The sequence below is a fragment of the Hyunsoonleella aquatilis genome (genome assembly GCF_014270105.1).
In the GTDB taxonomy this organism is placed as follows: domain Bacteria; phylum Bacteroidota; class Bacteroidia; order Flavobacteriales; family Flavobacteriaceae; genus Jejuia; species Jejuia aquatilis.
Genome location: NZ_JACNMF010000001.1, coordinates 181254 through 206368, shown reverse-complemented (window position 1 = coordinate 206368; position 25115 = coordinate 181254). Strand labels below are relative to the sequence as shown.

General features: G+C 39.0%; 26 protein-coding genes. 9 read left to right on the top strand and 17 right to left on the bottom strand.

The features are described 5' to 3' along the window. Positions 1-167 precede the first annotated feature (167 nt). From H7U19_RS00805 to murI, 3 genes are all read left to right on the top strand, one after another. The gene (locus tag H7U19_RS00805; protein ID WP_186557938.1) at positions 168-1250 is read left to right on the top strand and encodes an OmpH/Skp family outer membrane protein; all 1083 of its coding nucleotides are present in this window, start codon (positions 168-170) and stop codon (positions 1248-1250) included. A 36-nt stretch (positions 1251-1286) separates the two neighbouring features. Continuing rightward, the gene (locus H7U19_RS00800; RefSeq protein ID WP_186557937.1) at positions 1287-1796 is read left to right on the top strand and encodes an OmpH/Skp family outer membrane protein; all 510 of its coding nucleotides are present in this window, start codon (positions 1287-1289) and stop codon (positions 1794-1796) included. 161 nt (positions 1797-1957) lie between these two features. Continuing rightward, on the top strand, positions 1958-2737 hold the full coding sequence (gene murI / locus H7U19_RS00795) for a glutamate racemase (protein ID WP_186557936.1): 780 nt from the start codon (positions 1958-1960) through the stop codon (positions 2735-2737). 60 nt (positions 2738-2797) lie between these two features. Here the strand turns inward: murI and H7U19_RS00790 are convergent, their stop codons facing one another. The 3 genes from H7U19_RS00790 to H7U19_RS00780 form a co-directional block, all read right to left on the bottom strand. Beyond that, positions 2798-3313, bottom strand: a complete 516-nt coding sequence (locus H7U19_RS00790) for a gamma carbonic anhydrase family protein (RefSeq protein WP_186557935.1) — start codon at positions 3311-3313, stop codon at positions 2798-2800. A gap of 128 nt (positions 3314-3441) precedes the next feature. Next, a complete protein-coding gene (locus H7U19_RS00785) occupies positions 3442-4176 on the bottom strand; it encodes a LytR/AlgR family response regulator transcription factor (protein ID WP_186557934.1) in 735 nt (244 codons plus the stop codon). Positions 4177-4205: 29 nt separating this feature from the next. Continuing rightward, positions 4206-6377, bottom strand: a complete 2172-nt coding sequence (locus H7U19_RS00780) for a histidine kinase (protein WP_186557933.1) — start codon at positions 6375-6377, stop codon at positions 4206-4208. A gap of 246 nt (positions 6378-6623) precedes the next feature. Between H7U19_RS00780 and H7U19_RS00775 the strand changes: the two genes are divergently transcribed. Continuing rightward, positions 6624-7778, top strand: coding sequence for a VWA domain-containing protein (locus H7U19_RS00775; RefSeq protein ID WP_186557932.1), 1155 nt, complete (start codon positions 6624-6626; stop codon positions 7776-7778). A 100-nt stretch (positions 7779-7878) separates the two neighbouring features. Here the strand turns inward: H7U19_RS00775 and H7U19_RS00770 are convergent, their stop codons facing one another. Further along, positions 7879-8883 (bottom strand): PorP/SprF family type IX secretion system membrane protein, encoded by a 1005-nt coding sequence (locus H7U19_RS00770; protein WP_186557931.1) that lies wholly within the window; start codon positions 8881-8883, stop codon positions 7879-7881. Positions 8884-9043: 160 nt separating this feature from the next. On the opposite strand from H7U19_RS00770, the gene H7U19_RS00765 reads away from it, so the two are divergent. The 5 genes from H7U19_RS00765 (at position 9044) to H7U19_RS00745 (ending at position 13758) form a co-directional block, all read left to right on the top strand. After that, the gene (locus tag H7U19_RS00765) at positions 9044-9946 is read left to right on the top strand and encodes a NifU family protein (protein WP_186557930.1); all 903 of its coding nucleotides are present in this window, start codon (positions 9044-9046) and stop codon (positions 9944-9946) included. 68 nt (positions 9947-10014) lie between these two features. Next, complete coding sequence (locus H7U19_RS00760; RefSeq protein WP_186557929.1) at positions 10015-10215, top strand: dodecin family protein; 201 nt, start codon at positions 10015-10017, stop codon at positions 10213-10215. Positions 10216-10371: 156 nt separating this feature from the next. Next, positions 10372-12441, top strand: coding sequence for a thioredoxin domain-containing protein (locus H7U19_RS00755; protein WP_246454567.1), 2070 nt, complete (start codon positions 10372-10374; stop codon positions 12439-12441). Continuing rightward, entirely contained in the window at positions 12438-12791 is a 354-nt protein-coding gene (locus H7U19_RS00750; RefSeq protein ID WP_186557927.1) for a DUF1304 domain-containing protein, read from the top strand. The genes H7U19_RS00755 and H7U19_RS00750 overlap by 4 nt, the downstream gene beginning before the upstream one ends. 151 nt (positions 12792-12942) lie before the next feature. After that, positions 12943-13758, top strand: a complete 816-nt coding sequence (locus H7U19_RS00745; protein WP_186557926.1) for a mechanosensitive ion channel family protein — start codon at positions 12943-12945, stop codon at positions 13756-13758. A 58-nt stretch (positions 13759-13816) separates the two neighbouring features. On the opposite strand, the gene tsaB is transcribed toward H7U19_RS00745, so the two are convergent. The 13 genes from tsaB to H7U19_RS00685 form a co-directional block, all read right to left on the bottom strand. Further along, positions 13817-14494: a tRNA (adenosine(37)-N6)-threonylcarbamoyltransferase complex dimerization subunit type 1 TsaB gene (gene tsaB, locus H7U19_RS00740; RefSeq protein WP_186557925.1), complete on the bottom strand. Its 678-nt coding sequence runs from the start codon at positions 14492-14494 to the stop codon at positions 13817-13819. Positions 14495-14498: 4 nt separating this feature from the next. Next, positions 14499-15947, bottom strand: a complete 1449-nt coding sequence (locus H7U19_RS00735; RefSeq protein WP_186557924.1) for a TolC family protein — start codon at positions 15945-15947, stop codon at positions 14499-14501. Beyond that, entirely contained in the window at positions 15947-17092 is a 1146-nt protein-coding gene (locus H7U19_RS00730) for an efflux RND transporter periplasmic adaptor subunit (protein WP_186557923.1), read from the bottom strand. The genes H7U19_RS00735 and H7U19_RS00730 overlap by 1 nt, the downstream gene beginning before the upstream one ends. Before the next feature lie 12 nt (positions 17093-17104). Further along, complete coding sequence (locus H7U19_RS00725) at positions 17105-18346, bottom strand: ABC transporter permease (protein ID WP_186557922.1); 1242 nt, start codon at positions 18344-18346, stop codon at positions 17105-17107. A 4-nt stretch (positions 18347-18350) separates the two neighbouring features. Then, the gene (locus H7U19_RS00720) at positions 18351-19580 is read right to left on the bottom strand and encodes an ABC transporter permease (protein ID WP_186557921.1); all 1230 of its coding nucleotides are present in this window, start codon (positions 19578-19580) and stop codon (positions 18351-18353) included. Next, complete coding sequence (locus tag H7U19_RS00715; protein ID WP_186557920.1) at positions 19573-20274, bottom strand: ABC transporter ATP-binding protein; 702 nt, start codon at positions 20272-20274, stop codon at positions 19573-19575. The genes H7U19_RS00720 and H7U19_RS00715 overlap by 8 nt, the downstream gene beginning before the upstream one ends. A gap of 132 nt (positions 20275-20406) precedes the next feature. Then, the gene (locus tag H7U19_RS16785; RefSeq protein ID WP_222597362.1) at positions 20407-20625 is read right to left on the bottom strand and encodes a hypothetical protein; all 219 of its coding nucleotides are present in this window, start codon (positions 20623-20625) and stop codon (positions 20407-20409) included. Positions 20626-20728: 103 nt separating this feature from the next. Continuing rightward, positions 20729-21262: a DUF420 domain-containing protein gene (locus tag H7U19_RS00710; protein WP_186557919.1), complete on the bottom strand. Its 534-nt coding sequence runs from the start codon at positions 21260-21262 to the stop codon at positions 20729-20731. Then, positions 21255-22001, bottom strand: coding sequence for an SCO family protein (locus tag H7U19_RS00705; protein ID WP_186557918.1), 747 nt, complete (start codon positions 21999-22001; stop codon positions 21255-21257). The genes H7U19_RS00710 and H7U19_RS00705 overlap by 8 nt, the downstream gene beginning before the upstream one ends. Positions 22002-22047: 46 nt before the next feature. After that, positions 22048-22686: a hypothetical protein gene (locus H7U19_RS00700; protein ID WP_246454566.1), complete on the bottom strand. Its 639-nt coding sequence runs from the start codon at positions 22684-22686 to the stop codon at positions 22048-22050. Between the two features lie 146 nt (positions 22687-22832). Further along, a complete protein-coding gene (locus H7U19_RS00695) occupies positions 22833-23213 on the bottom strand; it encodes a cytochrome C oxidase subunit IV family protein (protein ID WP_186557916.1) in 381 nt (126 codons plus the stop codon). 15 nt (positions 23214-23228) lie between these two features. Beyond that, on the bottom strand, positions 23229-24209 hold the full coding sequence (locus H7U19_RS00690) for a cytochrome c oxidase subunit 3 (RefSeq protein WP_186557915.1): 981 nt from the start codon (positions 24207-24209) through the stop codon (positions 23229-23231). A gap of 249 nt (positions 24210-24458) precedes the next feature. Further along, the gene (locus H7U19_RS00685; protein WP_186557914.1) at positions 24459-25040 is read right to left on the bottom strand and encodes a cytochrome c oxidase subunit 3; all 582 of its coding nucleotides are present in this window, start codon (positions 25038-25040) and stop codon (positions 24459-24461) included. Positions 25041-25115: the final 75 nt, after the last annotated feature.

The following is a 25115-nucleotide window of genomic DNA, read 5'->3' as shown; positions in this document are numbered from 1 at the left end:
TTTTTGGCACGATATTTTCTAACAACAGTGTGATGATTTGATTGGAATTAAAATTTTTAAGATTATATTTCGTTAATTTTGAAGATTGTAATTCGAAATAGTGGCAGAACAGCAAATAAATCATCTGTCGTTTTTAGAATTTATAAATGATAAAACTTAAACTACAGATGCGAAACAACGTTCTTTTTTTATTGACGGTAGCAGTAATGCTTAGTATTTCCGCTCATGCTCAGCGTGGTGTAAGAATAGCATATATCGACACGGAATATATCCTGGAAAAAGTGCCGGAATATCAGGAGGCCATGACCCAATTGGATGCGAAAGCTCAAAAATGGAAGAATGAAATTCAAGGCAAGCTTTCAGAAATAGCTCAAAAACGTAAGGATCTGAGCAACGAAAAGGTGCTGTTGACCAATGAGCTGATCGAGGAGCGCGAGGAGGATATCGCCTATGAGGAAAAAGAAATACTAGACTATCAGCAAAAGCGGTTTGGCCCAAACGGGGATTTGATGATTCAACAAAAACAGTTGATGCAACCTATTCAAGATCAAATTTTTGCAGCAGTACAAGATATGGCAGAAAGTAGAAAATACGATTTTATTTTTGACAAATCAGCCGACGTAGTGATGCTCTATTCAGCCAAACAATACGATATAAGTGATCAAGTATTGAGAGTGATTACAAGGTCATCCAAAAGAAAGCAAGCGCAAAGCAGGGCCCAACGTAAGGCTGCTGAAAAGGAGGAGGTAGTTCCCGATATTAATTATGAACTGGAGGAACGCCAAAAAGCCTTGGAAGAGAAAAAGGAGGCGCGCGAAAGTGCAGTGGAAAAGCGCAGACAGGAAATTTTAGCAGCACGCGAAAAGAAAAAACTGGAAGCCGAGGCAAGACGCCAACAAATATTGGAAGAACGCGAAAAAGCAAGGCAGGCCAAATTGGATGCCAGAAATAAAGTAACTGAGACCGGTTCAGAGGAAACATCAACTAGTATAGGAAGCGAAGAGACTGTACAAAATGAAAGTACGGGGACAGAGGAAGCGAAAACGACAGAAGTAAAAACTGGAGAAGCTGAATCGCAAAGCGAGACCAAAACCAGAGAGCAACTGATTGAGGAAAACCGTCAAAAGAAATTAGCCGACCGTGAGGCCCGGAAAAAGGCATTGGAAGAGCGAAAAAAGAAAATATTAGAAGAGCGCCAAAAAGCTCTTGAAGAAAGACAAAAAGCGAGAGACAGTATAAAAAACAATTAAACTTTAAAATTATAACACATTAATACATTTTTGAAAATGAAACATTTTAAAACACTTTTAGTAGCAACTGCTTTATGCATAGGATCGATTGGTTTTGTAGGGGCCCAAAGCAAAATTGCGCATATAAATACCCAGGAATTAATTCAAGCTATGCCAGAGATGGCAGAGGCGAAGTCGCAATTGGAAACCCTTTCCAAAACCTATCAAACGGATTTGCAAAATATGGGTAACGAGTTCCAAACCAAGGTAAAGCAATACGATGCGGAAGCGGCGACCAAGACCCAAGAAGAAAATACCAAGCGCGCTCAAGAGGTACAAACAATGGAGCAAAACATCCGTCAGTACCAAGCCAAAGCGCAACAGGATTTACAGAAAAAAGAGTTTGATCTATTAAAACCTATTACCGAAAAAGCTAAAGCGAAAATTTTGGAAGTAGCTAGAGCCCAAGGTTTTGATTACGTATTGGATTCCTCACAAGGTGCAACCATAATGGCTGACGGTAAGGATTTATTAGCAGATGTTAAAAAAGCGTTGAATATCCAATAATAACTTCGAAAGGAAATAAACTAGGAAAAGCTGCTTTTATAAGGCAGCTTTTTTAATTTAGGGAAACTTTTATTAAAATTGGATTTTAATGAATTAGTTGAACTTATCCTGATGAAAATCAGGATCTCTTTATATATTAGTAAACTTCATTTTGAATTCGCATGAGCAGTTCCCCTATTGGCATTTTTGATTCTGGTGTTGGAGGTACTTCTATTTGGAAGGAAATTCATCACTTATTGCCCTACGAAAGCACCATTTATTTAGCCGATAGTGTTAATGCACCTTATGGCCCAAAAGGTGCGGACAAGATCATTGAACTGAGTGTCAAAAACACAGAATTGCTTTTACAAAAAGGTTGCAAACTTATCGTAGTCGCCTGTAATACGGCCACCACAAATGCCATTGATTTCCTGCGTACAAATTATAACGTCCCTTTTATCGGTATAGAACCTGCGATAAAACCGGCTGCACTTCATACGAAAAACAAAGCCGTTGGTATTCTGGCTACTCATGGCACCCTAACCAGTGCCCTATTCTCAAAGACCTCAGGGCTTTTTACCAAAGATATCCATGTGATTGAACAGGTTGGCAATGGTATTGTAGAATTGATAGAAAGTGGCAAACTACACTCCGAAGAAATGAAAACGCTCCTATCGGAATATTTAAAACCCATGATGGAAGCTAATATTGATTATTTGGTTTTAGGATGCACGCATTACCCCTATTTGATGCCGTTGCTAGTTGATTTATTACCAAGCCATGTTAAAATTATTGATTCTGGTGAAGCAGTGGCCCGACAGACGAAAGCCATATTGGAGCAACATGAATTGCTTAACACTGAAATGGCAAAACCAAAACTTCAATTTTTTACAAATGGTAATGTTGAAGTCATGAGTTCTTTGTTAGGTCAGAAGTATCAGGTGGATTACCTAAAATTTTAATCTTTTGAGTTGTGGATTCCTGCCTGCGCAGGAATGACAAAAACGCCGAAAGCCTAATCTTTACTCCCTAAACCAACTCGCATATTTGATATAAGCATCCGCAATACGGTCAATTTCGCCCGAGATTAATTCCTGGCTAATATCCTTAATCTTTTTTGCAGGCACTCCAGCGTAGATGGAACCAGATGGCACAACGGTGTTTTTTGAAACTACAGCACCTGCTGCGATAATACAATTAGATTCCACTATAGTACCATCCATAATGATACTGCCCATGCCTACCAACACATTGTCGTGAATGGTACAGCCGTGCACAAGCGCATTATGCCCGATGGAAACATTATTCCCAATATTTGTGGGTGCAGTTTTGTACGTACCATGTATGACGGCACCATCCTGAACATTTACCTTGTTGCCCATTTTAATGTAGTTGACATCACCACGGACAACGGCACTAAACCACACACTACACTGGTTTCCCATAAAGACATCCCCCACGATGGTCGCGTTTTCGGCGATAAAACAATCCTCTGGGATTATAGGGGACTTCCCTCTTACTTTTTGTATTACTGGCATGTTTTAAAAATTTAATTTCTTTATTAATTGTCATTCCTGCGACCGCGTGTCGCCTTAGCTTTAGCGGTGGCGCAATGCTGGAATCTCATCAAGTAGATTCCGCATCAAGTGCGGAATGACAGAACTTTTTATTTAAAGTATGACAACAAATTCGCTTTTTTAGAAGCCGAAACCATAATTTCCTTGCCATTGCTCAACTCCACGCTACCACCTTTTCCTTTTTTATACTTTACTACTTCGTTCACGTTCACCAAATAAGATTTGTGGACACGGGCAAAACTAGTATCGCTTAATGCTTCCTCAAAATATTTTAGGGTTTTACTGACGATTTTTCTTTTGTTGTTGTTCAAATAGATTTCAGTGTAGTTGTCATCCGCTTTACAATAAAGGATATTGGCGGTGTTCAACACCTCAAATCCGCTTTGCTGCGGAATGGTAATCTTACCATTTACTCCCGAAGTTTTGGGTACTAGTACCTCATCCTGCAATGCATTTTCCTTGGATTTTATTTCGGTAACATAGTCCACCGCCTTAATCAACTCGTCTATAGAAATTGGTTTCATCAAATAATAGGAAGCATGCGCATTGAGTGCATCAATTGCATAATGGTCGTAAGCGGTGACAAAAATGGTTTCAAAATTAATATTGCCCACTTTTTCCAATAGATCGAAGGCGTTACCGTATGGCATTTCTACGTCGAGAAATACGAGGTCTAAATCGTTGTTTCTTATCAAAACCAAGGCCTCCTCTACATTTGCCGCCTCTCCCAAAACCTCAACACTTGGGCAGTACTTCTGCAGATAGTTTTTCAAAATCTTTCTGCTGGTTTCCTCGTCTTCTACTATGATGGATTTTAATTTCATATTTATAAGTTTGAAGCGTTATCCCCTTATTAATCCTTTTTTAACGTAACAACCACTTTCGTTCCCGTATCCCGATAGCTATCGGGATCTTCATCCTGAAAATCATCCACAAAAACATCTACTTTATCTTTATACATTTCGTTCAAAATAGCCACACGCTTTTTGATATTCCCCATCCCTTTTGAGTTTTGTTTTTTCTGGTTTTGGGTTTTTAGTGCCTTGGATTTCTTTCGTCCGATGCCGTCATCCGTAATCGTGATTTTTATTTCGTCTTCATTGGCCTGAACAATATCAATATTGAGTTGGCCTTTTTCATTTTTGTATCTCAAACCGTGCCAGACGGCATTTTCAATGTAGGGTTGCAATAACATAGGCGGTATCACAAAATCAGCTATGGCGATTTTTTCGTCCACATTAATGGCGTAGTCGAATTTATTCTGGAACCTAAAATGTTCCAGTTTTGTGTACAGTTGTAATAGTTCGATTTCCTTTTCCAAAGGAATAAAATCCTCCTCGCTATTTTCCAAAACGGCGCGCATCAGCTTTGAAAAATCAGTCAGATATTTATTGGCTGTGCGTTCGTCACTTGAGGCAATAAAACTATTTACCGAATTTAATGCGTTAAATATAAAATGGGGATTCATCTGGCTTCTGAGCGATTTTAATGCCAGTAAATTATTGGCCAATCTTTGTTGCTTAATGTATTTAAACATCAAAAAGGCCGTGAGCAATAACAAAAATAAACCACCAATAAGGGAGTAGATGATTATCTTTTGACGTTTGGATTGCTCAGTAGTCAATAGATACTTACTTTCGGAAAGCTCCCTATCACTCTCCAAACTTGTAATCCTGTTCTGCTTGGAAACCAAATCCGCACTAAACTTTGCAGCTTGGGAGATTTCCATCTCTTTTTTGCGATAGAGCTTGTCCACTACTTCCACATATTCCTGGTATGTAGAAAGCGCTTTGTTAAAATCTCCTGCTGAACGATAGACTTCAGATAATTTTCGGGTGGCATCCTTTTTTACGATCAAATCTTCCTTGGTATCGGCCTCTTTTATACTTTTCTCCAAATAGGTAATCGCGTTGCCATAGTCGTTTTGTCTAGCGTAGGCATCTCCAATTTTATAGTTCTGCTTTTGTGGCGTCAATGGGCTTTCGTTATCCAAAACCGACTCTTCCTCAATCTCACTTATATCTTCTAAGGCCTGTTGCCGAAGCTCAATCTCCCTAGGGAAATCGCGAGCTTCTTTTTGAAAATCCGCCACTTTTACCTTTTCCTCAACGGCACGCTTTTTACTCTGTGTATTGGCCAACTCCAACGATTTGTCAAAATAGGTTTGGGCAGTATTCAGTTCTCCTTTAAGGCTAAATGCCTGGGCAATTTTTGAATTTATGTCCGTAACTTTTGGCGTAATCAAATGATTCTGAGCCACCTGAAGCCCTTTATTATAGGCATCTATCGCGTCATCATATTTATGTGTCATTTGCTGTACGTCCCCAATACCCTCATAAAGGTTAACCAATTGCCAATTGGTCAGCTCCTTTTTGTTGATACGGTTATAAGTATCAAGGCTTTCCTGATAGTTTTTATTGAATCTATAAGCGTCCCCTAACTTTAATTTTACATCATTCTCTTCGTTATTTTGAAGACTTATTCTATAGTTTGATACTGCCAAATCGTATTGTTTCCATTGGACATAAATATCCCCTAACACATTATAAGCGGTTGCATTTTCCTTTTTAGAATTAGTTTCCGATAGTGCCTCCGTTACAAATTGGATACTTTTTTTGGCATCTTTTTTTAGATACGCTTTTGCAGAATCTATCAAAGAACTGAACGTAACCCTTGCCTTTCTTTTTGATAGCTTGCTTTTAAAATCCTCATCTTCATTGGCCTCTACCCTAACCTCAATTTTATCATTGTTTTGAATGGTATGATATACGGTTTCAAAATCCTTATGCCTAATTATTAATTCGTCACCCTTTCTTGCTTCAATGGTAAACTCTCCAAATATATTGGTTGTGGTATATGCACCCGCCGTTATTTCAACATTCACGTCTGGTATCGGGTTTCTAGTATCGCTCTCAATGACCACCCCCTTAATTTTCATCTTTGCATTATTGCTGGCGCCATAGTCCTGAGCCAAGATTTGACCGGCCATAAATATGAAAAGAATATATCCAAAAATAAATTTCATGGTGTTCATTATAGTAGCTAAACTTACGCACTTTCGGTGGTATATTAAAATGCTAAATCCTAAAAAAAGCGCATTACACGGATAAAAATACCCGCATCACACATTAAAAAAGTGCATTCACTCAAAATGATGCTACTTTCACTCATTTCAACTTTTTTAAGAAAAACTTCGCCCATAGCTTTATACTCAAAATCAAAGTCCTAAAAGGTATTTTACAAATTCATCTTAATTAAAAAACAAAACATCATGAAAACCCAATTCAAAACTCTGGCTATCTGCTTCACTCTATTTATGATTGTAGCATGCAATGCTAACACCAAAAAGCAGGATCTCGCTCTGCACAAAACCGTTTCAGCCCACCCAGAACCCAATAAACAATTCATCAAAGTTGCATTATTATTGGATACGAGCAACAGCATGGACGGGTTGATAGATCAGGCCAAGGCTCAACTTTGGGAAATCGTCAATGAGCTCTCTTACGCAAAATGCGGTACTGGAAAACCCAACTTGGAAATTGCCCTTTATGAATATGGCAACGACAGGTTGAATGGCCGAGAGGGCTTTATCCGTCAGGTATTACCTTTTAGTGATGACCTAGACGAAATATCCAAAGAGCTTTTTTCCCTGACTACCAATGGAGGTAGCGAATATTGTGGACATGTGATTCAAACATCATTAAACCAATTGAATTGGGGTAAAAACCCTGACGACCTCAAGCTGATTTTTATCGCAGGTAATGAGCCTTTCACTCAGGGTCAAGTGAATTATAAAGACGCTTCCGTAAATGCGAAGGAAAAAGACATTACCATCAATACCATTTTTTGTGGGGATTATAACCAAGGTGTTTCCTCCTATTGGAAAGATGGGGCAGTCCTAACCCATGGCGACTATATGGCAATAAACCACAATAAGGCCACAGTACATATTGCTTCCCCGTACGATGACCAAATTCTTCAATTAAATATCAAACTGAACAAAACTTATGTGGCCTACGGTGTTCATGGCGAACGCAAAAGAGTGGTGCAAGCGCAACAGGACGCCAACGCAAGCGGGTACAGCAAAGCCAATGCCGTAGGGCGAACGGTCAGCAAAAGTTCGCATCTATATAAAAACTCTAAATGGGATTTGGTGGATGCCGTAGAGGCCGAAGAGGTTGTTGTTGAAGAATTGGATGAAGACGCATTGCCAACAGAATTAAAAGGTAAAAACAAAGAAGAAATCAAAGCCTATGTTTCAAAGAAGCAAAATGAGCGCAAGGCTATTCAAAAAGAAATTCAGGAATTGAACCAAAAACGGAAGGATTTTATTGCCAAAGAGCAAACCGAAAACACAAATGGCCTGGAAAATGCGATGACCAAAGCCATTAAAACACAAGCCAAAAAGAAAAAGTATACTTGGTAGAAACTAATATTTCATCATTACGAGGAAGTATGACTGAAGTAATCTTGAAATTGCAAAAAAGAGATTGCCACGTCGTACCTCCTCGCAGTGACAAAAAATCTTAATTCACGGCAGGACACTTACAATCAAAGCGCTCTCGTCTACAGCTGAAGTTATAGCCCAATGTAATTTGATGAAAACCATTATTGGCATACACTACCGAGTTGGACTGATAAGTATATGTATAGGCAAACATAAACTGGTTATAATTCACCCCAAGAATGGGCGTAAATTGCTGTAGTTTTTGGCTATTGACACCTCGGGTACCATCCAGGAATTCAGCACCATCTAAACTTTGACGATAAGACAGGCCTCCCCAAATTGTTCCAAACTCCATATCCTTATACGCTTTGGCGTTAATATCGAACATAGCCTCTTGAGTGCCATCCCTATATTGAAACATTACAGACGGCTCAAAACTCCAATCACTGCCAAGCTTTCCAAATACGCCACCGACAGACAAAAGATACCTTCGTAAATTATTTGTAATGGTAATATTATTATTGATACCCGAATTTTTCAATATGTTCTTAATCGTACCATGTGCATAGAAATCCAAAAAGTGGTAAGAAAATCCGAAATCAATATTAAAATTGGTCTGATTCTGAACCACACCATCTATAATTAGGTCAGGGCCGTCGGCTAAAAATGTGGTTTCATCCAATTGGTACTGTATAAAACCACCACTTAATCCGAAAGACAACATATTCAAATCCACTTCACTTCTGGAAAACATGATATGATGAGCGTACGTCAAATAGGCTCCTGTCTGTGAGTGGTATCCATTTTTATCTGCATATAATATTGCACCAACACCAGATGGGGAATCCCCAATACGTCCATTAATACTCATAGTCAAAAGCTTGGGAGCATCCTCGTGTCCAAACCATTGTTGCCTACCTGTAATTCTAATCTTTGCGCAATTGGCTACCCCTGCCATGGAAGGATGTATCAAATAATAATTATCCGTTAAATAGTCCGTGTAAATAGGAATAGCTTCTTGGGCCTCAACTCTCAGGACAAAGAAGGCCCCAATAAAGAGCAGAAAAAGATATCTTAATTTCATAGGTCTTTTTTATAGGTAAACTGGTCATTTATAAACGCTTACATTTCCATAAAAGTATTCGTTCATAAGCTTTTGGCAGTCAGTATAAAAAACACTAACTAAAATCAAATATATGGATAACTAGGTTTTCTTTTAGTATTTTTGCTAAAAATTAGCTAAAATGAGCCATTTCAAGGTTTCCGTGCAGGAAACAGCCAATAATTCCATTATTAAGTTTGTTGTTGATCAATTTATCACGAAACATCAAAGTTTTGAATTCAACAATATTGACGAAGCCAAGGATTCGCCTTTGGCGCAACAATTGTTCTATTTGCCTTTTGTGAAGAAGGTTTACATTTCTGGGAATTTTGTTGCTGTGGAACGTTATAATATTGTAGAATGGAGCGATGTTCAAGACGAAGTTGCCCAGCAGATTGAGGCCTACCTTAACGATGGGGGCGTGGTGGTTGAAGAGCAGGACGCACCCAAAAAAGTAGCAGTTACTGTTTATGCCGAAAGTACGCCAAACCCTGCCGTAATGAAGTTTGTTGCTAATAAAAAAATAGCAACGGCTACCTTTGAATTCACCTCAATTGACGAAGCAAAATTGTCGCCTTTGGCCTCTGAATTGTTTCATTTTCCTTTCGTTAAAAGTGTGTTTATTGAGGAAAATTACGTTTCCATCACCAAATATGATGTTACGGAATGGCAGGACATCACCATTCAATTGCGCGAATTTGTGAAACGTTTTATTGAAAGTGGGAAAGACGCAGTACTTCCTGAGGCGGCCGAAACTTTGGAAAAAACAGCTTCGCAAAAAGACCATCATTTTGAAAACCTAGATGACACCTCCAAGGAAATTGTGAATATCCTTGAGGAATACGTAAAACCAGCCGTTGCCAGTGATGGGGGCAATATTCAGTTTATGGGCTATGACGCTAATATAAAAAGTGTTAGCGTACTCCTTCAAGGCGCATGTAGTGGTTGCCCATCCTCTACCTTCACCTTAAAAAATGGCATCGAAAATATGCTAAAACAAATGCTCCCAGGAAAAGTGGAAACCGTAGAGGCCATAAACGGATAGATTTGGTGACTTTGTAAAAGTTACGGTGTCTTAAGGTATATCAAAAACAATTAAAATCTTAAGATATTATGGCTGTATTAAAAGTTATTGAAGTTTTAGCAAACTCCGAAAAAAGTTGGGAAGACGCCACTAAGCAAGCGGTAAAAGAAGCTTCTAAAAGTGTAAAGAACATTCGTTCGGTTTATGTTCAGGATCAAAGTGCAAGCGTAAAAGACGGGGATATTTCAGAATTCCGTGTCAACGTAAAAATCACTTTTGAAGTAAAATAAACTAGACTTCCTTAAAGTCATAAGCGTTCTTAAAGAACGCTTTTTTTATGCCCAATTTTGACCAATCTTCCAACATAAAAACTAAATATTGAAATGGAAAAATTCATGTATTTTTGAGAAATGAAGTTTCCCTTTTTACTATTTCTGATTATCCTTATGAATTGCAAAGGTCAGAATACCGAATCCAAAAATCAACATCAGTTTACTAACGCGCTCATCAACGAGACGAGCCCATATTTACTGCAGCATGCCCACAACCCGGTAGATTGGCATGCCTGGAACGAAGCCACCTTAAAAAAGGCCAAAGATGAGAATAAACTGATTTTGATTAGTGTTGGCTATTCGTCCTGCCACTGGTGCCACGTAATGGAGCATGAGAGTTTTGAAGACAGCATAGTAGCCCAAGTGATGAACACGAATTTTATCAATATAAAAGTCGATAGGGAAGAAAGACCGGATGTGGACCAAGTATATATGAACGCAGTACAATTGATGACAGGAAGTGGCGGTTGGCCTTTGAATGTAGTAGCGCTACCTGACGGACGGCCTTTTTGGGGAGGCACCTATTTTGAAAAAAAGCAATGGATAGATGTACTGGAGCGTATTTCAGAGATATACAAAGAAGAACCACAAAAATTGATTTCCCAGGCGGAAAATGTAGAAAAAGGCATCCAATCCATTGCCGTGGTTGAGATCAATACCGACGCCCCTGTTTTTGAAAAATCCTTTGTTTCAAATGCTGTTGATAAATGGTCCGAACAATTTGATCAGAAATTTGGAGGGATAAACCGTGAACCCAAATTTATGATGCCAAATAATTATCACTTTTTGATGCGATACGCGTATCAAAATGACGATAAAGATTTACTGGATTTCGTGAATCTGACACTTACAAAAATGGCCTATGGTGGCCTTTACGACCATATTGGTGGGGGATTCTCAAGATATTCCACGGATGGTAAATGGCACGTCCCCCACTTTGAAAAAATGCTGTACGACAATGCCCAATTGGTCAGCCTGTATTCTGAGGCGTATTTATTGACCAAAAACGAATTGTATAAATCTGTTGTTGAGGAAACCTTGGATTTCATAAAAAATGAATTGACAACTCCTGAAGGGGCTTTTTACTCCTCCTTTGATGCCGATAGTGAAAATTCAGTAGGCGAATTGGAAGAAGGGGCCTTTTATGTTTGGCAAAAGGAAGAATTACAGTCCGTTTTAGGCCAAGATTTTGAGTTATTTTCAGACTATTACAGCATAAATAATTTTGGGCTTTGGGAAAAAGGAAACTACGTCTTAATACGTAAAGATGATGACGCTTCCATCCTAAAAAAGCATAACATTTCGAAAAAGGTACTCCTTCAAAAGAAAATCACTTGGAAATCTAAACTGGTGGAAATTAGAAACAAAAGGCCAAAACCCAGAATGGACGATAAGGCCTTAACCTCTTGGAATGGACTGATGCTCAAAGGATATGTGGATGCCTATCGTGTGTTTCAAAAACAAGAATATTTAGAAACTGCAGAAAAAAATGCCAATTTCATTATTACTACAGCCATGCGCAAAGATGGTGGTCTGAATCACACCTACAAAGCTGGTGAGAGCAAAATCAATGGGCATTTAGAGGATTATGTCACCGTTATCGATGGGCTGATAGCGCTTTACGAAGTAACCTTGAATGAACCTTTGCTGAATACTGCCAATGTGCTGGCAAAATATGCCGTTGCTCATTTTTATGACGAAAAAAGTCAAATGTTCTTTTACACATCGGACGAAGATGCTTCCCTTGTTTCTAGAAATATTGTATATCATGACAATGTGATTCCCGCAAGTAACTCCATGATGGCGAAAAACCTATTTAAACTTTCACATTACTTTGATAATAAGGAATTTGCAACTTCAGCAGTCGCCATGCTCAACAACGTTAAACCAGAAATGTCTGAATATCCGTCCTCCTATTCCAATTGGTTTGATTTGATGCTCAACTATACCAATCCATACTATGAGGTTGCCATAGTTGGCAAAGATGCGAAGGATAAAATTTCAGCATTTAATGCGCTGTATATACCCAATAAATTGATTGCAGGCAGTACTTCGGAAAACGACATGCCCTTATTGGAAAACCGATACAATCCTGAAGCAACCCTAATTTACGTATGCGTTAACAAAGCCTGCAAATTACCCGTAAAGGACGTGGACAAAGCCATCAAATTATTGGACAAATGAGTACTTTAGCTGTCGTTTTAATAAGCATCGTTGCGTTGGAACATTTCTATTTTTTAGTTTTGGAAATGTTTTTATGGACCAAGCCTAAGGGTATCAAAACTTTTGGTTTAAAATCGAAGGAGTTCGCTGAAGAAACAAAGGTTTTGGCCGCCAACCAAGGGCTTTACAATGGGTTCATGGCCGCCGGTTTAATTTTCTCGCTCATTTCAAACGATAAAAATATTGCGATTTTCTTTTTGGTTTGTGTGACTATTGCGGGTATTTATGGGTCTTATTCCACAAAGCAAATAAAACTATTTTTCGTGCAGGCAATTCCTGCAATTATTGCCTTAATTTTTTGCTTTATTTAGATTCCCTTTTTCACGGGAATGACAGGTTCAAAGGAAACTTTAACGCATAGCGTTAAGGATTTTCTAATTAATTAAACATTTTTTTATCATTTAATCACTTAAAAACTAAAGCATTGTTTTTAATTTTGCTTTGACTGAAAAACTACACATTATGGATTTAGAAAACATTGACACTGAGAAATGGCTTGAATTAGCCTTGGATTACGGGCTTAAGATTTTAGGCGCAATTATTATATGGATTATCGGTTCATGGGTAATCAAAAAAGTATTGAAAGGCACTAAAAAAGTAATGTCCAAAAGAGATTACGACGAAAGCCTTCAAAAGTTTTTGTTGAACATGCTGGGCTGGATATTAAAGATTGTTTTGATTATCGTCGTGCTTGGAACCGTTGGCGTAGAAACCACTTCGTTTGCCGCAATTTTAGCTGCGGCTGGTTTGGCTATTGGTTTAGCATTACAAGGCTCACTCGGGAATTTTGCAGGTGGCGTTTTAATCATGATATTCAAACCTTTTAAAATAGGCGATTTAATCGAGGCCCAAGGAGAACTTGGTGTTGTAAAAGAAATCGAAATTTTTACTACCAAATTGACCGGGTTGTCCAACAGGGAAATTATTATTCCAAATGGCTCCTTGTCCAACGGAAATATCATTAATTATACTACCGAAGGTACGCGCCGTGTGGACTTGGTTTTTGGTGTTGGTTATGATTCTGACATTAAAAAAACTAAAGAAGTTTTAATGAATGTGCTGACCTCACACCCTAAAGTGTTAAAAGAACCTGCACCAACGGTAAACGTATCTGAGTTAGCTGATAGCTCAATCAATTTTGCAGTAAGACCATGGAGTACAGCAGACGATTATTGGGACGTGTACTTCGGAGTTACTGAAGATGTAAAAGAAGCACTTGATAAGGCTGGTATCGAAATTCCTTACCCACATCAAGTTGAAATTCAAAAGAAAGGCTAATCCTTCTGATTCAAATAACTTTCAGACCTGACAGACTTCAATAAGCTGTCAGGTCTTTTTATGCCCGTGGCTTGGGTTTTAAGGCTACAAAATCTTTGAGATAGTAGGGCTCAAAATAGGCGACATCCTCAAAATCAGTCTGATTATATTTCTGCTCGGCCAACATTCCCATTTCATTTGCAGAAGGTAATTTATCCTCGATAAAAACGACATTGGGATGATTTATTAATGTTTTGGTTTTTTCAACTCCATTACCAATAAAACAAACTTCTCCTCTTTCCAAATATTCAGAAAAAGCGTTTTCATCCAAAATTTGGGCTTGTGTTTCGCGAAGTGGATTGTAATTCGAATCGAAAATTGCGGAATACACTTCCATCCGTCGCGCATCCAACATGGGAACAATTACCCCAAAATCTGCTTCAATCTGTCGCGCCAAAACTTCCAAGGTTGGTACTGAAATTAGAGGTTTATCCAAAGCAAAGGACAATCCCTTTGCAGTTGACACTCCAATTCGCAGACCTGTGTATGACCCCGGGCCTTTGCTAATTGCGATAGCATCCAATTCAGTTTTATCTACCTTGGCAATTTTTAATGCCTCGTCAATAAACACATGCAGTTTTTCGGCATGTGAATACCCGTTTCGTCTGTCTTGTTTTAATGCGATTGTTTTGCCGTCCTGTGAAACCGCAACTGAACAGTTTGTGGTAGCCGTTTCAAGGTTAAGTAGTAGCGCCAATTTGTTAATTTATATTCGCTATTGGAATTCCGAAGTAAAACTCCAATACCTTTAGTTTAAAAATATAATCGTACTTGGTCCGCACAGCATCGCTTTGCGCCTGCTCAAACCGCGCTTGGGATTGACTAAAATCGAAGGAGTTCATCAGCCCCACATTATAGCGTTCTTTTGAATAATTAAACGCCTCCTCTCGAGCATCCAATGTTTTTAAAGCGGCCTCGTAAGCTTTTGACGCACCTTTGGCATCATTAAGTGCCTGATAAACTTCGGTTTCCAAATCCAATTTCGACTGTTCGAACTGGTTTTTGGAGCGCTCCAAATTTACACTATTTCTTTTGATGTTGTTTCGCGCAGACAAGCCGTTAAAAATCGGAACCCTTAGCTGTACTCCAAAAGAATGCCCATCGTTTAAGCTAAATTGGTCGAAGAGTGCATCCGGTCCTCCGACGATTCGAGTAGTGTTGAAGTTTGGAGCAACCACGGTTTCCCCAGTGCTTTCCACAAAGCCTATGGGCATCGTTGTACCATCCGGTGTACTATCAAATCCTAACACCCTATCACTGTCGGAAGCCCTTGTATTATAGTTATAAAACGCCGACAGCGTTGGTTGCAAATTGCCTTTAGCGAGCTTTAAATCATATTCCGCCAATTCAATATTGGCCTCGGCAATTTTCAAATCGTATCTATTTTCTTTTGCCTTATCTAGAATGCTTTGAGGCGATTCGTCCAGTACAGTGGTTAATGGCACATTATAATCCGAATCCACTATATCAAAATTTTGATAGTCATCAATTAGTAGTACCTGGGCCAAACTAATCTTCGAGAGTAAAATGGCATTTTCTGTATTTACAATCTGCTGTTCCTGAGAAGCCACGGTGGCTTTGAGTTCCAATACATCCCCCTTTGGCAAAACACCAGCATCTACCAATTCGATACCACGGTCCAACTCTTGTTTTGACACCTCGTATTGTGCCTGTTGAACTTTTAATTGTTCCTTGTTAAATAGAATCTGCAAAAACGAATTGGCTACGAACAGTGAGATGTCATCTTTCATATCCGCCAATCGATATTGACTGGCCAAAATCGCCAAATTAGAGCGATGCAATTGATTGATATTCTGGAGTCCACTATAAAGCGTAACGTTTGAGGCCAACCCGAACGATGTAAACTGTGTCGTTTGGTTTTCCAATAATCCAGTGGTGATGTTCTGGTTCAAACCGATATTCCAAGAATGCGAGGCAGACGCATTGAACGACGGCAAAAAATTGCCTTTGGCATCCAGTTTGTTGATTTCTCCCTGCTGCAAATCTAGTGCACTTTGCTTAATGGAAATATTGTTTTCCAACGCGTGATTAACGCATTCCAAAAGCGTCCATTGCTTGGGTTGTGCCGTTGCCAGAAATCCTAAAAACAGAAAACCAGCGAGTATCTTAAATTTTCGTTTTACTTTCATTATTTCGCCTTTCTTTCCCTTCTTTTGTCATCATCCATTTCTTCTTCCTCTTCTTCTGATGCTTTATTCCATACTTTGATTTTATCGCCTTCTTCGACACCCTCAATAATTTCAACATTTATCCCATCGGAAACACCAAGCTTAACATTTTTACGTTTAAAATTCCCATCCTCATCCTGAACCTCTACAAATGGCTTATCGCTTTGTCTTCGATATTGTAACAATGCTTCCTTGATAGCCAAAACACTATCTTTCCCTTCAATATCAATTTCGGCATTGGCGCTGTATCCCGCGCGAACATTAGTAACGGTGTCCAACATCACATTGGCTTTGACTGTAAACTGAACAGCTCCATTTTCTTCCTTTCCTTTTGGGGCAACGAAAGTTAATTTTGCGGGAAACTCTTTGTCATTAATTGCTCCAAGAATAACCGTGATGTCTCTACCCTCTTCCAATTTACCAACTTCGGCCTCATCTACTTTTCCCTCAAAAATCATATTGCTCATGTCCGCAAGGGTGGCAATTGTTGTTCCTGCATTGAAGTTGTTACTCTGAATAACCTGGTCACCCTCGCGCACCGGGATTTCCAGAATAGTACCTGAAATCTGGGCAATAATATTGGTGTTGGCTGTACTTCCTCCGGAAAGCGATCCTCTTTTGATAATTTGATAGTCGTTCTGCGCTTGGACCAATGATTCCCTAGCCTGATTATAACTCAGTTCACTATTCTCGAAGGTCTGAATGGAGATTACGCCTTTTTCAAATATCTTCTTATCCCTTTGGTATTGCGTCTTTGCATTTTCAAAAGCTAGTTTTGCCGTTGCAATTCTACTTTGGGCATTGGCCAAACTCTGCTCGTTCGGAACTACCCTAATTTTTGCAACTAAATCGCCTTTTTTAACCCTATCGCCTTCCTCTACAACAATTTCATCCACAATTCCAGATATTTGGGGCTTCAGCTCGATTTCCTCTTCGGGGTTAAGCTTTCCGGTGGCCACGGCTTTCGAATTTATCGATGTGTAAAATGGTTCGGCCACCGAAAATTCCTCGATGTCTTTGGAATTGGCATCCACAAAATATTTCAACACAAACATCAGCAGTATCACCACTACCAATATTAAAATAATCTTTAACGTTTTATTCATTTTTTTGATTGTTTATTCTTCTCTTAATGCATCTATAGGTTTCACACTTGTGGCTTTAAAGGCAGGAATCATTCCTATCAAGCTGCCCAAAACAACAAGTATAATTAATGCCAAAAACACTACGCCAATTGATACTGAGGGGTTCACTAAAGTGGCATCCTCGCCTTGTCCATAAAATTGATTGATGAACATCAGCACATAGCCCCCAACAATAATCCCAATAAGGCTGGCGATAAGGCACAGCACTATCGCTTCCAATATGATTTGGCTTTTTATTTCGAAAGGTGTCGCTCCAATAGCCCGTCGTAAACCGATTTCTTTGGTGCGCTCTCTAACCGTAATCAACAATATATTTCCAATAGCAAATACACCAGCTATCAAGGTGGCAATCCCAACAAACCAGGTTAAAAATTGCATTCCAGTTAAAAAGCCTGTTACTTTGCCAAATTCCTTCCCAGCATTGGCACTACCGTATGCCCTTCGGTCATCGGGGTGAATGTCGTGCACATTCTTAAGCAATAGTTTGCTATCCTGCTCAATTTGAACAATATCATATTCAGGCTTGGCACTTACCACCATCCATCCGATGTTTCGCCCTTGGTTGTAAATCTGCTGAAAGGTGGTAAACGGGATGTGCATATTAATCGGTGGACCCATATTGATATTGGACACCTTGAATACACCAATGACCATAAAACTGATATTGTTTATCACCACATATTTCCCAATGGCCTTTTCATCTTTTTCGAAAAGTTGTTTGAATACATCTTCAGAAATGACGGTAACTTTTTTCTTGTTTTCAATGTCGTTGGAATTAATAAAGCGTCCGTTAATGAGTTTCTTTTTTTCTACCTCATCCAACATTGGATAATCCCCGGCCAATGAAAAGTTGCCAGATAAAAAATTTCGTGTGACCTGCGCCATCCTTTGATTTCTGGGAACCACAAATTCAACGCCCTCAACGTTTTTTTCAATCCTTTCGGTATCCTCCAAATATATCGGGACACGCCTACCTTCCTGAAATCCTTTAAATGGCTTGTTGGTACGTTGCCCCCAAATAAAAACAGTATTGGTAGCAAAATCGCTGAACAATCGGTTAAAACTATTCTCCATTCCTTTGGCAGACCCCAAAAGCACCACCAATAAAAAGATCCCAAAGCCCACTCCAAAAATAGTCACGAGTGTGCGCAACTTATTTTTACGAATACTATCGTACAATTCCTGCCATGTATCTCTGTCGAATAAAAATCGCATCGCGTTAGTCGTCTCTTAGTGCTACAATTGGTTTAATTTTTGAAGCCTTATGCGCTGGCAAATATCCGGCTATCACACCAGAAAATATCAACGTAAACGTGGCTCCAATCACTATATAAATATCAATGCTGGGATTCGTTATAAAATATTGCTTCAGGCTTGGTCCAACCCATTCCAGTACCCCAACGCCAATCAATAATCCAAAATACCCAGCGAATGAGGTAATAAGGACAGATTCTAACAAAATGATGGATACAATGGACTTAGGCGATGCGCCCAATGCTTTACGAATACCGATTTCTTTCGAACGCTCCTTTACTATAAATACCATAATATTACTAATCCCCATGATGCCCGCAATTAAGGTCCCTAGCCCGATGAAAAACACGATAAAGGTCAATACCCCCGTCATTTGATTGACGGCTTTTGTCCCCTCCGCCATGTTAAACACACGTATGGCCCTTTGGTCATCGCGTGCAACGTTAAACTTGTTTTTTAATTTGGCAGTCAACGCATTTCCAAAATCCAAGGCCTGGTTATAACCCAATTTTCTGTTATAGGTTAGGTGCATCATGTCGATATAATCGTTATTACCATACACCCTTTGCTGAGTGGTGATAGGCACGTAAACCACACTCTCTTCGTTATCGCCCTCATCATCACCAAAAATACCTACTACTTTGAATGGAATCCCATTTAAACTAATATACTGGCCAATGGCGTCCACCCCTGCGAATAAATCCTCATCAATTACTCTACCAATGACAGCCACTTTTGTTCGCTGTGTTAAATCATTTTGATTGATATAACGTCCTTGGAGCACCTCGTTATTTTCGATATGCATGTATTCCGGGTGAATAGCGCGCACCTCATACGTGTTTTTTTCTCCCCTGAATGAAGCTGATGCGTTTCGATTTATTTTTGAGGTGATGAATTCCACTTTATTACCAAATTCATCGAGGATATATTGATGGTCCTCATTTTTGAACTGGATTCGTCGTCCCGCTTGAAGTCCGTTGTGCGCAATAGTGGTTCGTCCTGGATAAATCACTATGGAATTTGAAGCATCCGTTCCGAAAGCCTCGGCAAAGGTATTTTGAAGTCCGTTGGCGATACCGAAAAGAATGGTAAATAACAAAATAGCAAACGCTATGGTAAACCCAGACAGCAAACTCCGAGTTCTGTTCTTATTGATACTCTGAAATATTTCCCGCCAAAGGTCTAAATCAAACATGCTGACCTGCTCTTACCTGAGTTACTTTTTTATCTTCCATAATGACGCCGTCTCGCAGACGAACGATGCGCTTGCACATGTTAGCAATATCCTCTTCGTGTGTAACCATCAAAATGGTTTTGCCTTCGTCATTTAATTGCTGAATGAACTCCATAATTTCATATGACGTGGTGGTGTCTAATGCCCCAGTGGGTTCATCCGCCAATAATAATTTGGGGTTGGCTGCCAAGGCTCGGGCTATGGCTACCCTTTGTTTTTGTCCACCTGAAAGCTCTTTTGGTAAGTGATGCGCCCAATCGGTCAAACCCACTTTTTCAAGATGAAACATCCCTAATTCCTGACGCTTCTTTCGTTTTAAACCTTGGTAATACAATGGCAATGCCACGTTCTCCAAAGCATTCTTGTAGTTGATTAAGTTGAAGGATTGAAAAATAAATCCTAAAAATTTATTGCGATAAACGGCTGCCTTTTTTTCAGTTAGGTCTTTAATGGGAAGGCCGTCCAAAATATATTCACCCGAATCTGCCACATCCAACATCCCAATGATATTCAGCAATGTTGATTTTCCAGAGCCTGAAGAGCCCATAATAGCCACCATTTCGCCTTCTTCAACAGACAAATCAATGCCTTTTAATACATGTAAACTGGAATCTCCGATGGTATAGGATTTGTGTAACCCGCTAATTTTTAGCATCTCTTTGTAGATTAGGTGAACGCGCTTTGCAATAAGACTAACAATGCAAAGAAATGTTACAAATAATGTGCAAAAAAACTTTTATTAATTTTTTAACTTAGAAACGGTGCCGACATTTTCCTGTCTAGGGATTCAAGAAGATTTCCTGTAGAATTTTCGGTAAATAAAATACCCAATGCCTGCAACAAGAATATAGGGAATCGCCATCAAGTACACAATACCGTTATTGATACCTTCAGCGGTAGTTTGCCCTTGCTCGCTTTCTAAAACCGCACGACACATAGCGCATTGCCCCTCGACGTCTAGAACAAGGAAAAAAGTACAGAGAACAAAGATGATAAAACGTTTCATTTTTAATTTTAACCTTTAGCAACCCTTCCGACTTTCAATTCTTTTGGAATTGATCCCGATAACTATCGGGACATCTTCCCTTCAAAAGGGAAGGAGTTGAATTCTAGTTATAATACGGTGAAATCATAATATAAACCACAACACCTGAAATGGCCACATACAACCATAACGGAAAGGTGATTTTTGCTATTTTTTTATGCTTCTCAATATTGTTTGTTATGGCTCTTACGTAAGTTATCAGTACAAACGGTATAACAGCAATAGACAATAAAATATGAGTTATCAGTACAAAATAATACAAATATTTGATAACGCCCTCGCCCCCAAATTTTGTGGAATCACTTGTCATATGGTAAGCCACATACATTACTAAGAATAGCACTGACAGCACTATGGCGAACTTCATCAAACGCTCGTGCAACTTGATTTTTTTGTTTTGAATGGCTATAAAAGCGAGTACTAGCACCAACGCTGTTACTGCATTTATACTGGCATAAATCGGTGGCAGAAACACGGGCAGCTCCGCTTCAATCTTAACACCGAAAAGCAAGGCCACTACTAATGGAATAGCAATAGACAAAATAATGATTAGCGTGTTGTACTTTTTTTCGTTTATCGGTTGATTCGAATTACTCATTAAGCAATAGTTTTATGTCTTCTTTTAACGCACTGATTTGCTCCTTTTCACCATTATCATCAGCACCTTCTTCCTCAGAGGCAATCCCTCTGTAGTAAATAATCGGGTTCCTAAAGTCATCAGTTCTCGAACGGATAAAACCGTTTTTATCAATTAGCGCAAAATTACCCGAATGTTCAAAACCGCCTTCCACGTCCTTATTTTCGGCCGCATAAATGTAAAATCCTTCATTAGCCAATTTGTAAATAGCGTTTTTTTCTCCGGTCATTAAATGCCAATTGGGGTTGGAAATGCCGTAACTCTCAGCATAACCCTTTAGCACTTCCGGGGTATCGTGTTCAGGGTTTATGGTAAAAGAGGCCACCCCGAAGTTTTCAAATTCCTCAAATGTATTTTGAATTTGCACCAAGTTGCGATTCATTCTAGGACAAATTGTTGGGCAGGTGGTGAAAAAGAATTCGATGACATACACTTTGCCCTCGTAATCCTTATTCGTGATTTGTTCCCCATTTTGATTGGTAAAACTAAAATCCGGCACCCGTCGTTTCTCTCCATTATTTTCAATAAAGGCTAAAGCTGCAGTTTTGCTTTTTACTTCCTTTTTTAAATCGCTTCGGCTTTCTTTCCGGGAAATATCATCATTGGTGATTCTATCCACAATTTTCGGAACAAAAAGAATTCCAAAAACCAGAATGATAAATGCAATTCCTATATATGAATAGTTAGTTTTTTTAGTCATTTCTTTTAATCAAAAAGGTTTCGACTGCGCTCAACCTGACAAATGTTTATAAATTAGAATCCGATTTTAAATCATCCGCCCGTCTAGTATCCGAATTAAACTGGCCTTTTCGCTTTTGTCGGTATTCGGTAAACAGTACCCTTAAATCTTCCGACGCTAATTTATTCTTCAATTCTGCGACCTCAACACAATCATAATAGTTCATTTCATAGATGGGTTTGTTTTTAGCCTTTTCATCGTCCTCCCTTGCATCACTTCGTCCTCTTTGGCTTAAATCCGTATCTACAATAAACACTTTTGAAGTTGCTAAATTTTGGTCCAGACTGAAATCATTTTTCAAACTATTAAAAGTGCTTAGAATAGCGATTTCATCCAAAGGCACAAAATGCCAAAACCTCAAATCTTCGTATGAGGCTATTTCCTGAAACAGTTCTTCGGCCTCGACCTGAGCATCTTCGGTTACTAAGGCTACGATTTGAAACTTTTTAAACCCTTTGAATTTATCGTAAATAATTTCCTTGAGGTTTAAAGCTTCCGTGGATTTTTCTTTTGGGTGCCTTCCAAAAAAGGCTAACACCGTTAAATGGTCTTTCAGTTTGATACTATCTTCCTTAACCAGCAAGAAATCCTTCACATCTGTTTTTACAATATCCAAAGTCTCGTAATTCTCTGTTGAAATAGACATTATAAAAACAAAGACCACAGGCAAAAAAAATAAAATACCAAGTATAAAATTCTTCTTTATTTGCTTCTTCTTTTCCACGGTGCAAAAATAAAAAAGGTGGTTCTTAAAACCACCTTTTTCCTATATATTTAACACAACCTTGTGTCTTAAAAATCTCTTTTGATATACCCATCTTCATAAACATCAAAAACATAACCACCTTCTTGCAATAAGATAAAAATCAAATAAAGAATCAAGAAAACAGCCGTCCAGACCACCATGCGTCTTAATGACTTTAATTCATCGCGCATGTGCATAAAGTCCCAAGTAATATAATACGCTTTTACGATGGTGAGGATGATGAATATCCAGTTTAACCATTTCATACCTAAAACCGGCTCTAATAAAGCCTCTGGCTTGTATATACCTAATACAACTTCAACTGCAGTTACAATAGATAATAAAATTAATACACCCCAAATCTTTTGGGTATTGGATTTAAATTTAATTAATCCTCTTAGTATTGCTAAATTATGTGCGTGTGCCATATCTTAAATCTATTTTTAAACTAGGTAGAAGAATGTAAATACAAATACCCAAACCAAATCTACAAAGTGCCAGTACAATCCAACTTTCTCCACCATTTCGTAACTTTTGCGTCTTTCGTATGTTCCTAAAATTACATTGAAGAAAATGATAATATTAATGACAACTCCTGAAAATACGTGGAATCCGTGGAAACCAGTAATAAAGAAGAAAAAGTCAGCAAACAATGGCGACCCATATTCGTTCACATGAAGATTGGCCCCTTCTACTACTAGCTTTCCATTTTCTTTTATTTGTCTTAGAGATTCTGCTCGGGACAATACGGTTTTTTCACCTGCTTCAGTAAGCGTTTGTGTTCTTACCAAAACATTGTCATGAGCCTCCAAGCCTTTCACCACTTCATCAACGGTATAGGTTGGTAGAGTACCTTCAGATACAAACCATAGCCCGTTATCACGGTCATGCGATGTTCTATCTTTATGCTCGGCTACCACAAAATCGCGCAATGCCACGCGGTGCCCATCTGTATCCACAAATTGTAAAATATTACCACCTTTTGTTTGAACTGCACCAAAATCGCCTTTAATAAACGTTGCCCATTCCCATGCTTGGGATCCAACGAAAATCAAACCTCCGATAATGGTCAAAAACATGTAAAGGGTAACCTTTGCCTTATCTAAATGATGCCCCGCATCTACGGCAAGTACCATGGTTACCGAAGACATAATCAAGATAAAAGTCATAAATGCCACGTAAATCATCGGCAATTCCTGTCCATGCAGAAACGGCACGTGGGTAAACACCTCATCCGCAATAGGCCAAGCATCAATAAATTTAAATCTTGAAAATCCGTAGGCCGCTAAAAATCCTGAGAAGGTCAAAGCATCCGAAACGATGAAAAACCACATCATCATTTTGCCGTAGCTTGCATTAAGAGGTTGGTTCCCTCCGCCCCAAGTTTTGCCTTCTGTCTCAGCGTTTACAACTGTAGCACTCATAAATTCTGGTTGTTGTTAAAAGTTGCACAAAAATAATCAATTTATTCATCTAACGAAATATCACACTCAAAAAATGAGGTTTACACCCGTTTCATTTTTGGGCGTTACCCTTCGGGTCGGGCTTTCCGTTCCAAGTCCTCGTCCCGATAGCTATCGGGACTGTGGGCTTTCCTCTACAATCCCTAACGCGGGCCTATCCGCCAAAATCCGCTTTCAATCATCATTCCCTACCATCGGCAGGGGCGCCTTCTACCTTACAAAATAAAGAAACAAAAAGAGATAAATCCAAAGAATATCAATAAAATGCCAAAACGTAGCAGCCAACTCAAAGCCCAGCATGTTTTCAGAATTATACTTTTGTCTAAAATGATTATAAATTACAACCAATAGACAAATTAACCCAACCACAACATGCGCAATATGGACCACCGCGATTAAATAAATATAGGACATCGTCACATTACTAGTTGGCCCTGTAAAATTATAGCCCATATCAATAATCTGCTGAAAACCAGAAAATTGATTCATTATAAATACCACACCTAAAATCAAGGTTACAAATAGCCACAATGAAGTAGCTTTGTAATTGCCCTGTTTTAAGGTGCGCTTGGCCAAAATAAAGGACACACTACTGATAATGATGACTACCGTACTGATGATAAAAGCATCTGGCAATTGAAAATCCTTCAGCCAATCCGGTCTAGAACTGCTTACAACAAATGCACTAGTCCATCCAGCGAAGGACATAATCAAGGAAATAATGCCAAACCATAGCATCATTTTCTTAGCGCGTTCATTCTTTTCCTTTGGGGTACCTTGGGTTAAATCCATTTAACTTAAAATTATATTTTTTATACTGCCCATAATTTTAGTTGGCAATCAGTTGTCAGCCTGAGCGCAGTCGAA